This is a genomic window from Kitasatospora sp. NPDC059146 (assembly GCF_042786665.1).
In the GTDB taxonomy this organism is placed as follows: domain Bacteria; phylum Actinomycetota; class Actinomycetes; order Streptomycetales; family Streptomycetaceae; genus Kitasatospora.
Genome location: NZ_JBHZCY010000216.1, coordinates 1 through 8,532, shown reverse-complemented (window position 1 = coordinate 8,532; position 8,532 = coordinate 1). Strand labels below are relative to the sequence as shown.

At 73.4% G+C, this 8,532-nt stretch carries 6 protein-coding genes and 1 pseudogene; 4 read left to right on the top strand and 3 right to left on the bottom strand.

Annotation, left to right across the window (positions count from 1 at the left end; genetic code table 11):
- Window positions 1-120: 120 nt before the first annotated feature.
- Together ACFXPX_RS42675 and ACFXPX_RS42670 are read left to right on the top strand one after the other, a co-directional pair.
- Window positions 121-663, top strand: coding sequence for a GtrA family protein (locus tag ACFXPX_RS42675; RefSeq protein WP_375893038.1), 543 nt, complete (start codon window positions 121-123; stop codon window positions 661-663).
- A gap of 180 nt (window positions 664-843) precedes the next feature.
- Window positions 844-2,059 (top strand): annotated as a pseudogene (locus tag ACFXPX_RS42670) (ROK family protein).
- 80 nt (window positions 2,060-2,139) lie between these two features.
- On the opposite strand, the gene ACFXPX_RS42665 reads toward ACFXPX_RS42670, so the two are convergent.
- The gene (locus ACFXPX_RS42665) at window positions 2,140-3,189 is read right to left on the bottom strand and encodes an ABC transporter permease (protein ID WP_375893035.1); all 1,050 of its coding nucleotides are present in this window, start codon (window positions 3,187-3,189) and stop codon (window positions 2,140-2,142) included.
- A 299-nt stretch (window positions 3,190-3,488) separates the two neighbouring features.
- On the opposite strand from ACFXPX_RS42665, the gene ACFXPX_RS42660 reads away from it, so the two are divergent.
- Window positions 3,489-5,045 (top strand): MDR family MFS transporter, encoded by a 1,557-nt coding sequence (locus ACFXPX_RS42660; RefSeq protein ID WP_380586744.1) that lies wholly within the window; start codon window positions 3,489-3,491, stop codon window positions 5,043-5,045.
- Window positions 5,046-5,138: 93 nt separating this feature from the next.
- Here the strand turns inward: ACFXPX_RS42660 and ACFXPX_RS42655 are convergent, their stop codons facing one another.
- Together ACFXPX_RS42655 and ACFXPX_RS42650 are read right to left on the bottom strand one after the other, a co-directional pair.
- A complete protein-coding gene (locus tag ACFXPX_RS42655) occupies window positions 5,139-5,387 on the bottom strand; it encodes a hypothetical protein (RefSeq protein WP_375893031.1) in 249 nt (82 codons plus the stop codon).
- Window positions 5,388-5,413: 26 nt separating this feature from the next.
- The gene (locus ACFXPX_RS42650; protein ID WP_375893030.1) at window positions 5,414-6,595 is read right to left on the bottom strand and encodes an anion permease; all 1,182 of its coding nucleotides are present in this window, start codon (window positions 6,593-6,595) and stop codon (window positions 5,414-5,416) included.
- Window positions 6,596-6,971: 376 nt separating this feature from the next.
- Here ACFXPX_RS42650 and ACFXPX_RS42645 point away from each other — a divergent pair, with 376 nt between their 5' ends.
- Window positions 6,972-8,528 carry an NlpC/P60 family protein gene (locus ACFXPX_RS42645; RefSeq protein WP_380645002.1) on the top strand — a complete coding sequence of 519 codons (1,557 nt, stop codon included), beginning with the start codon at window positions 6,972-6,974 and terminating at the stop codon, window positions 8,526-8,528.
- Window positions 8,529-8,532: the final 4 nt, after the last annotated feature.

Genomic DNA, 8,532 nt, shown 5'->3' with positions numbered 1-8,532 from the left:
CTGTGTGGGGGCGGGCGCGGTGGCGGGGGGGGGGGTGGTTGGCGCGGGGGCTTGGGGGGGGGGGGGGGGGGGGCCGGCCGGCCCCGGGCGACCGCCCCCGCCGCGTGCCACACTGCGGAGATGCCGTCCCCCACGCAGCGCGTCCTGGCCCGGGTGCCGGCGCGGCTGCGGCCGTTCCTGGTGCGGCACCGCCGGCTGGTGAAGTTCCTGACGGTCGGCAGCGGCTGCTTCGTCCTCACCACGGTGATCGACGTCGAGCTCAAGTTCACCGTCCTGCAGCACCAGCCGGTGGTGGCCCTGACGGTGGCGACGGTGATCGCCACCGTCGTCTCCTACGTGCTCAACCGCCGCTGGGCCTTCCGGACGGACGGGCGCCGACCGGAGGCCCTGCTGTTCTTCCTGGTCAGCGCGGTGGCGATCGGCGTCAACGACATCCCGCTGGCGCTCTCCCGGTACGCCCTCGACCTGCGCGAACCGTACGTCGACCCGTTCCAGCAGGAGGTCGCCGACTTCCTCAGCGGGATGGTGGTCGGCACCTTCGTCGCCATGCTGTTCCGCTTCTGGGCGATGCGGCGCTGGGTCTTCACCAGCCCCGCCGCCCGGGCGCACGCGGAGCCGGAACCCGGTTACGCTGCACCCGAGATGCCACGGGATGTGCCATAGGGCGTGTCGTGCGGATCCCTGCCGGGTCCGCGGCGTCGGGGCACGCACCTCGCCGCGTTGTCGTCGGTCGCCCGATGCTCCGCATCGCCTCCCTCCTCCGCCTTGCGATGCACGCACCCCGACGCCGCGGCCCATCCGACAAGATCCACAAGACACGCCCTACGACCGTGAGGTGAGGTTATGCGCGGGGAGCCGGACGGCGTCCGGACCGGGCCCGCCAGTCAGCAGGGGATGCGCCGGGCCAACCTGGCCCTGGTGCTCGGCCTGATCGCGCGCGGCCCCCGCTCGCGCGCCGAGGTGGCCGCCGGAACCGGGCTGACCAGGGCCGCGGTCTCCTCGCTCGCCGAACAGCTGATCTCGGCCGGCCTGGTCGTCGAGGAGGGCCCGGCCGCCCCCCAGCGGCAAGGTCGGCCGCCCCGGCACCGCGCTCGGCCTCAACCCGCTCGGGCCCGGCGGCCTCGGCGCCGAGATCGGGGTCCGCCACCTCGGCGTCTGCGTGGTCGACCTGCGCGGCGAGGTCCGGGCCTGGCGGCGCGAGGAGAGCGCCAACCACGGCCGGGAACCCGCCGCGGTGATGGCCGACCTGGCCCGGCTGGTGCGTTCGGCCGTCGCCGAGTCCGGCCTGCGCCCGGCCGGGCTGACCCTGGCCGTGCCCGGGCTGGTCGGCAGCGGCGGGGTGCTCCAGCGGGCCGCCAACCTCGGTTGGCAGGACGTCCCGCTGGCCGCCGAACTGCGCCCGGCGCTGCGCGTGGTCGGCGACGGCCTGGCCGAGCTGCCGGTCGACGCGGACAACGAGGCCAACCTCGGCGGCCTGGCCGAACGCTGGCTGGGCGAGGGCCCGGAGGACTTCCTCTACGTCTCCGCCGAGGCCGGCGTCGGCGCCGCCGTGGTGGTCGGCGGCCGGCTGCTGCGCGGCGCGCGCGGCTACGCGGGCGAGCTGGGCCACGTGCCCGTCCACCCGGAGGGGCGGCGCTGCGCCTGCGGGTCGCACGGCTGCCTGGAGCAGTACGCGGGCGAGGCGGCGGTGCTGCGGGCGGCGGGGCTGGCCGGGGTGCGCGGGGACTGGGTGACGCTGCTCGCCGAACGCGCCGGCGCCGGGGACGAGCCGGTCCGGGCGGCGCTGGCCGGGGCCGGTGCCGCGCTCGGCATCGCCGCCGCCGGGGCGGTCAACCTGCTGGACCCGGCCGAGGTGGTGCTGGGCGGCGGCTACGCCCGGCTGGCGCCCTGGCTGCTGCCGGCGATGCGGCACGAGCTGGCGGCCCGGGTGACGGTGCGGCCCTGGGCGCAGGACCGGCTGACGGTGTCCCGGCTCGGCCGGCGCGGGCCGCTGCTGGGGGCGGCGGTGGGCGTGGTGCGCGCGATCGTCGCCGACCCGGGGCCGCTCACGGGCGGCTGAGGCACGGACCCGCAGGAGCGGACCGGGCCCCGCGCCGCGATCGCGGCGAGGGGCCCGGTGGTACGCGGGGGAGCGGCGGCTCAGGCCGCGGCGGGGGCCTCGGCGTCGAGCTCGCGCCCGGCCTCGCGCGGGGTGCGCAGGACGGCCAGGAAGGCGACGGCGATGCCGACCAGCGCCCAGACCACCAGGACCAGGATCGGCATGCCCAGGTTGGTGGAGCCGAAGTAGGCGATCGACTTGGTGGCGCTGGTGCCGGCGCCGTTGGGGATCAGCGAGCCGATCGCCCGCCAGAACGGCGGCATCATCGGGGCCGGGTAGACGCCGCCGGCGCTCGGGTTGCCGAGCACCACGAAGACCAGCACCGCGAGGCCGATGCCGATGATGCCGAACAGGCACTGCAGGGCCATGGTGAAGGCGCCGACGGTGAACACCACCAGGGCGCCGATGGCGGTCAGCGACAGGATCGATCCGGGCATCGCGTCCAGGACCGGCCCGGCGATGACCGTGCCGCCGAGGCCGGCGCCGACCGAGTACAGCGCGAGGACGCCGAGGCGGATCAGCAGGCGGTGGAGGTTGGCCGGCTTGGAGCCGGCGCTGATGCCGAGGATGGAGGCGACCAGGTAGCCGCCGACGCACCAGCCGATGACCAGGTAGAAGGCGGTCAGGCCGTTGGTGTCGCCCTTGGCGAGCGGCACGACGTCCTCGACCTTGACGGTGCGGCCCTGGGACTTGTCCAGCGCGGTGGTGATGCTCTCGGCGGCCTTGGCGGCCGAGGTGCCGCGGGCGCCGGCGGTCAGCAGGGTGTCCTCGGTGCCGGTCGGGTTCACGACCAGCGCGGCGTAGATCTTCTGGTCCTTGATCTGCTGGGTCGCCGTCTCGGCGTCCGGCGCGGTGACCGGCTTGACCGCCTCGTCCGGCACCGACTCCAGGGCCTGGACCAGCTTGGGCGTGACCTGCGGCGGGGCGACCACCGCGATCGACAGCTGGTGCGGGGCCGGGTGGTGCAGCGCCCCGACGTACGAGGTGATGAACCCGAGCTGCAGCAGCAGCACGCCGATCACCAGCAGTGCCGCACGCGGTGTGACCGCGCCCTTCAGTTCGGCGACGAATCCCTGCCCCGGGGCGGTCATCCACATCTCCTTGCGTATCGGCGGAAAACGGATACTTAATACCATGAACTAACTCGCTTGTCCTACCTCCCTCGCCGGTTCTCGGCCACGGTCGCCGGGCGGTGCCGACGCCGTGGCGGACGAGGAACGCCTGGTGGTGACGGGGCGTCGGGTCGGGGCGGGGGCCCGACGGGCCGCGGGGGAGTGGCGGAACTCTCACGTCGGGCGGGGCTTTACTTGGACTTGAAGAAGGTTGCCTTACTCAACTATCGGTCGTATGGTTGCTTAAGGCAACGAATTTTCCCGCGCGAAGGACCCAGATGACCGTGACCGCCCAGGCCTCGACCGGAGCCGCAGCCGCCGTCGACGACGACCGCCCGATGACCCACCGGCAGGTGATGGAGGCGCTGTCCGGCCTGCTGCTCGGCCTGTTCGTGGCCGTGCTCTCGTCGACCGTCGTCTCCAACGCCCTGCCGCACATCCTCACCGACCTGCACGGCGGCCAGTCCGCCTACACCTGGGTGATCACCGCGGCCCTGCTCACGCTGACCGCCTCCACCCCGATCTGGGGCAAGCTCTCCGACCTGGCCAGCAAGAAGCTGCTGCTCCAGATCGCCCTGCTGATCTACATCGCCACCTCCGCGCTGGCCGGGCTCTCGCAGAACACCGGCGAACTGATCGCCTGCCGCGCCCTCCAGGGCATCGGCGCCGGCGGCGTCGTCGCGCTCGGCCAGATCTGCCTGGCCGCGATGGTCCCGCCGCGCGAGCGCGGCCGGTACAGCGGCTACTTCGGCGCGGTGTTCGCCCTCGCCACCATCGGCGGCCCGCTGATCGGCGGCGTCATCGTCGACACCTCCTGGCTCGGCTGGCGCTGGTGCTTCTACGTCGGCATCCCGTTCGCGCTGGCCGCGATCCTGGTGGTGCAGCGCACCCTCAAGCTGCCGGTGGTCAAGCGCCCGGCGAAGATCGACTACCTGGGCGCGCTGGTCATCACCGGCGCCGTCAGCCTGCTGATGATCTGGATCACGCTGGCCGGCACCGACTACCCGTGGCTGTCCTGGCAGACCGCGGCCATGGTCGGCGGCGGCCTGCTGCTGGCCGCGCTGGCCGTCGTGGTCGAGCGCCGCGCCGCCGAGCCGGTCATCCCGCCGTCGCTGTTCAAGTACCGCACCGTCACCCTGGCCGCGATCGCGAGCGTGCTGGTCGGCGTCGGGATGTACGGCGCGACCACCTTCCTCAGCCAGTACTTCCAGCTGGCCCGGGACAAGTCCCCGACGACGGCCGGCCTGATGACGCTGCCGATGATCATCGGCCTGGCGGTCTCCTCCGCGGTGGCCGGCCGGCTGATCACCAAGTACGGCAAGTGGAAGGCCTACCTGGTCGCCGGCACCGCGCTGCTCGCGATCGGCTTCGGCCTGCTCGGCACCGCCCGGGCCGACACCGACTACGGGCTGCTCTCCCTCTACATGGCGCTCACCGGCATCGGCCTCGGCCTGACCAGCCAGAACCTGGTGCTCGCGGTGCAGAACACGGTGCCCCGGCACGAGCTCGGCGCGGCCAGCTCCGTCGTCACCTTCTTCCGCACCATGGGCGGCGCGATGGGCGTCTCCGCGCTGGGCGCGCTGATGTCCAACAAGGTCGGCCACTACCTGGCCGAGAACCTCGCCGCGGCGCACATCCCGGCCGGGGCCGCGGCCTCCGGCGGCGGCATCCCGGATCTGGCGAAGCTGCCGGCCCCGATCCTGCCGCTGGTCACCGACGCCTTCGGCCACGGCGTCGGCACGGTCTTCCTGTGGGCCGCGCCCTTCGCGGCGCTGGCCTTCGTCACCGTGCTGTTCATCCGGGAGACCGCGCTGCGGACCACCCAGGAGAGCTGACCGGGGACGGGGAGCGCGCGGGCGCGAACGCCGACGGGCCGGGGAGAGTTCGACTCTCCCCGGCCCGTCGGCGTTGCTCGGTGCCGTGACGCCTTACGGCGCCGCGATCAGCACCAGGCCGTAGACCACGGCGCAGGCGCAGAGCGCGAAGCAGGCGTACGCGCCGGCCAGCAGGGCCGGCCTGCCGCCGCCGGCCGCCTGACCGCCCGCCTCACGGGAGCTCAGCGCGGCCTCCCGGCGGGACAGTGCCAGGATGCCGAGGGCGAAGACGGCGACCACGGCGACGGTGACGCCGAAGCTGATGCCGGCGGTCTGGGCCAGGGCGTTCCACTTGATGTGCATGGTGAAGGCTCCTCGATCGACGGCGCTCAGGCCGCGACCGTGGTCGAGGCGGGGGTGGGGGCGGCGGTGGCCGGGGTGGTGGCGACCTCGACCGGGGTGACCTCGGGGACGTCGTTGACGTTGTCCGCGCCGACCGGCTGGCGGCGGGAGATCATCCACATCGTGGCCGAACCGGCCACCAGCACGGCACCGACCAGGGCGACGCCCCAGGCGCCCTGGCGGGCCAGCGCGGCGGCCCCGCCGGCGACCAGGCCGGCGGCCGGCAGGGTCAGGCCCCAGGTGTAGACCATGCGGCGGACCAGGCTCCAGCGCAGCTCCGGCTTCGGGCCGCCGAGGCCGGCGCCCATGATGCCGCCGGTGCAGACCTGGGTGGTGGAGAGGCCGAACCCCATGTGCGAGGAGGTCAGGATGACGGTGGAGACGGCCGACTCGGAGGCGAAGCCCTGCAGCGGCTTGATGTCCGCCAGGCCCTTGCCCATCGAGCGGATGATCCGCCAGCCACCCATGTAGGTGCCGAGCGCGATCGCGGCGCCCGCCGAGACGATCACCCAGGTGGGGGGCAGCGCGCCGTGCGGCAGGGCGCCGACCGAGACCAGGGTCAGGGTGATGATGCCCATCGTCTTCTGGGCGTCGTTGGTGCCGTGCGCCAGCGAGATCAGCGAGGAGGAGAAGATCTGGCCGGTCTTGAAGCCCTTGTCGGTCGCGGCGCCGTTGCCCTTGCGGGTGATCGCGTAGGCCAGCTTGGTGGCGCCCCAGGAGGCGAGGCCGGCGACCAGGGGGGAGGCGACCGCCGGGATGATGATCTTGGTGATCACGGTGTCGAAGTTGACGCCGTTCATCCCGACGCCGACGATCGTGGCGCCGATCAGGCCGCCGTACAGGGCGTGCGAGGAGCTGGACGGCAGGCCGCGCAGCCAGGTCAGCAGGTTCCAGAGGATCGCGCCCGCCAGGGCGGCGAAGATTACCTCGGGGTGGATGCCGGCCTTCTCGTTGACGATGCCACCGGAGATGGTGGTGGCGACCTTCACCGACAGGAACGCGCCTGCGAAGTTCAGCAGGGCCGCGATGGTGACCGCGACCTTCGGACGAAGGGCCCCGGTCGCGATCGCGGTGGCGGACGCGTTGGCGGTGTCGTGGAACCCGTTGGTGAAGTCGAAGGCGAGCGCCGTGATGATCACAACGGCTACCAGGAACGAGATGTGTTCCATACCCAAACAATCGTCGTAGTTGTCGCACGGACGTTGATGACGTCGCGACCGTAGGTCTGCTGGGTAAACGGAAGGTGAACTGAGCCGGGAATCGTGGTTCCGCTGGTGGCCCACCGGTGTCCGGGAGCTTTCGGAGGGATGACCTGGGCCGCGCTGAGCTGGACATTAGCGGAGAACGTCCTGGTTCGCCCCCGTTTGCTGAGACCTGTCTCACAACGGCCGTGCGGATCGACGGATCAATCGAGAATTAACCTCCTGGTCCGCGTGCGCCCTGTTTCCGGCGAGTAACCCGTGGGAGGATCTGCGGGATCGTCCCCGGGGAGCCCGCGGACGGCGCCACCGGGGCAGGGCAGGGCAAGGGCGGGGAGGACCACCCATGGGCGGGGCTGCACAGCGCACGGAGACGTCAGGAGTGCGCCCCTGGGTGCGGGCCGCCCTGAGGTGCGGAGCCGTCCTCGCGGCCGCCGCCCTCGCGCTGCCGGTCGCCGCCCAGGCCGCGTACGCCGCACCCGACCCGGGCGCCGGCATCGCCGTCGCCCCCGGAGCCGACCCGCTCGCCGCGGCCAAGGCCACCCTCGGCCCGCTGCTCGACCAGCTGCACGGGCTCTACCAGAGCGCCGAGGCCGCCACCGAGCAGTACAACGGCGCGGTCGCCAAAGTCACCGAGCAGCAGACCACGCTCACCGACCTCCAGGGCAAGCTCGACAAGCAGCAGAAGCAGGTCGACGCCGGGACGGACATCGCCTCCCAGCTCGCCGCCGCCCAGTACCGCAACGGCGCCTCCTCCGCCTACGCCGAGCTGCTGCTCTCCAAGGACCCGTACGAGGCCGTCACCATCGCCGAGCTGCTCGCCGCGGCCAGCCGCTCGCAGTCGGAGTTCCTGGACAAGCTGAAGGCCGACCGGGACGCGCTCGACGGCTTGAAGAAGCAGACCGAGGAAGCCCTCAAGACCTCGCAGGCGCTGGTCGTCCAGCAGGACGCCGCCAAGGCCAAGGTCACGGCCGACCTCGCCTCGGTCGAACAGCTGGTCTCCTCGCTCACCGGCGCCCAGCGCACCGAACTCGAACAGCTGGAGAAGGCCAAGGCCGACGAGGCCCAGCTCGCCTTCCTCGCCTCCGGGGCCCTCGGCAAGGGCGAACGCACCCCCTCGCTGGCCGGCCGCGGCGCCGTCGCCTTCGCGCTCGCCCAGCTCGGCAAGCCGTACCTGTGGGGCGGCACCGGCCCGGACTCCTACGACTGCTCCGGCCTCACCTCGCAGGCCTGGCTGCACGCCGGCAAGCCGATCCCGCGCACCAGCCAGGAGCAGTGGGCGCAGCTGCCGCACGTCCCGCTGAACCAGCTGCGGCCCGGCGACCTGGTGGTCTACTTCCAGGACGCCTCGCACGTCGCGATGTACATCGGCGGCGGACTCGTCGTCCAGGCGCCGCGGCCGGGTGCGTTCATCAAGGTCTCGCCGGTCGGCTCGATGGCGATCCTCGGCGCCGTCCGCCCCGACCCGGACGGCGCGTCCGACGACGCCGGCGGCGCCTGGAAGGTGCCGGACCTGCCGAAGGGCTGGGACACCGTCACCCCGATCGCGCCGAGCCCGGCCAACCAGACCCCGGCCCCGCCGGCCCCCGGCGGCACCCCGGCCACGCCCACCCCGGGCGGCACCGGCACGCCGACCGGAACGCCGTCCGGCACCGGCACCCCGAGCCAGACGCCGACCGACCCGGGCACGCCGACCGGGACGCCCACCGGCACCCCGACCCAGACGCCGACGGGCACGCCGACCCAGACGCCGAGCGACAAGCCCACCCCGACCCCGACGGGCACCCCGACCGGCACCGGGACTCCCTCCGGCACCGGCAGCCCGAGCGGCACCGGCTCGGCGAGCGCCCCCGCGCCGGGCAGCCCCAGCGCGACGCTGCCGCTGGGCGGCCTGCTGCACTGACTGT